The following is a 1,271-nucleotide window of genomic DNA, read 5'->3' as shown; positions in this document are numbered from 1 at the left end:
TCGAACCCACGGTACAGTCTCCTGCACGCCGGTTTTCAAGACCGGTGCCTTAAACCGCTCGGCCACCCCTCCAAACTAGATATGCTTTCTGACAAATTTCTTGCAAAAGGTCAATCATTTTAATACGCATTTTAAAGCGTTCTTTGTAAAACTATTTAAGTTTCAATTAAAATAATTTTTCACTAGTTAATTCTTAGAGTGTGTTATTCAAGAGTTTCATTTTTAAACATGATAGTTTTTTCTGAAAAAATGAAAGGTAATTATGATATTTATCATTTCTTTTTTCTGTTTAAAAATTTTTCACAAAGCAATATTTTTTAAGTTCTAACGATCGTTATTCGTAATAATAAGAAATGTTCAGTTGAAAATGTTCGATAAAATTATATTAAATTCTTTGCGGGCGTGTAGTTTTGAATTATTATACATTTCCAGATATTTATTCTATTCAGATCGTTCATATCTTCGAAAAGAAAAGGTTATTGCTCTTACAGTTTATGAGAGATAAATTTGTAAGAATGACATAATATATTCAAGGAAAGTTTTTATTGAGTTTAAATAAGTACAATTCGGTAAGAAAGATCTTTAAAAGATTTTAATTTTTAAAATAAAAATATTCAGGTATCTAGTGCGTCTAAAAGTTATCTTGGAGGGAATGGCTGATTTGCACTATGTGGATAAAATTTTATGTAAGATTGCATCGACAGTTTAAAATCTCTTCCAGATATGGTTGGAAATTAGGTATATTTATAATGCTTTTTCTGTGGGATAAGCAAAAGTTAATTGGAGTGGAAGAAAAGATTATTGAGCAATACGCTTAGATCGATAGATAGTTTGTTAAGATATTGCATAGTTTTTCAAGAATAGAACTTAAAAACGCTAAATTATGCAGAGGCAGAAAGCATAAACTTTAACAGACAAGGTTTTAAAAGCCAATACATTTACAAGTATGTGTAAAATAAAAAATTATTTACAAAAGATTATTCGTACGTCTGAAGAGAGTGCCGCTGGTGAACCCATACCATTTCGTTTGCGTGCTACGCCTGATGCGATCTCACTCATGGCAAATAAAAAGTAAGTAAAATAAAATAGTTATGTCTAATATGAGGGAATAGATATTTCCTGATTCTATTGAGTTTTTTGCCTCTATCCCTCATCTTTTTGAAGCTTTTTTATGGCTTCAAGAGCGAGTTTTTACGGTCTGCGCTCTTTGTGTAAAGAGATGCCATAGCGTCATCTGTCCAGCCAAAAATTGCGTTGAGTTGTGATACTGT

1 protein-coding gene and 1 pseudogene are annotated in these 1,271 nt (G+C 31.2%); one reads left to right on the top strand and one right to left on the bottom strand.

All coding sequences use genetic code 11. The features are described 5' to 3' along the window. The first annotated feature begins 946 nt into the window (after positions 1–946). On the top strand, positions 947–1,075 hold the full coding sequence (locus tag ACFIKE_RS10780; RefSeq protein WP_375649901.1) for a hypothetical protein: 129 nt from the start codon (positions 947–949) through the stop codon (positions 1,073–1,075). Positions 1,076–1,143: 68 nt separating this feature from the next. Here the strand turns inward: ACFIKE_RS10780 and ACFIKE_RS10775 are convergent. Further along, a pseudogene (locus ACFIKE_RS10775) lies at positions 1,144–1,271 on the bottom strand (integrase); the annotation flags it as partial.

Source organism: Bartonella sp. MU70NMGDW (assembly GCF_042194085.1).
In the GTDB taxonomy this organism is placed as follows: domain Bacteria; phylum Pseudomonadota; class Alphaproteobacteria; order Rhizobiales; family Rhizobiaceae; genus Bartonella; species Bartonella grahamii.
The sequence above is the reverse complement of the archived record's forward strand: the minus strand, read 5'-3'. Positions and strand labels throughout refer to the sequence as shown.

What these genes read in the sequence shown, in the direction of transcription:
- ACFIKE_RS10780 (WP_375649901.1), top strand. Translation starts at nt 947, where the DNA reads ATGTGTAAAATAAAAAATTATTTACAAAAGATTATTCGTACGTCTGAA.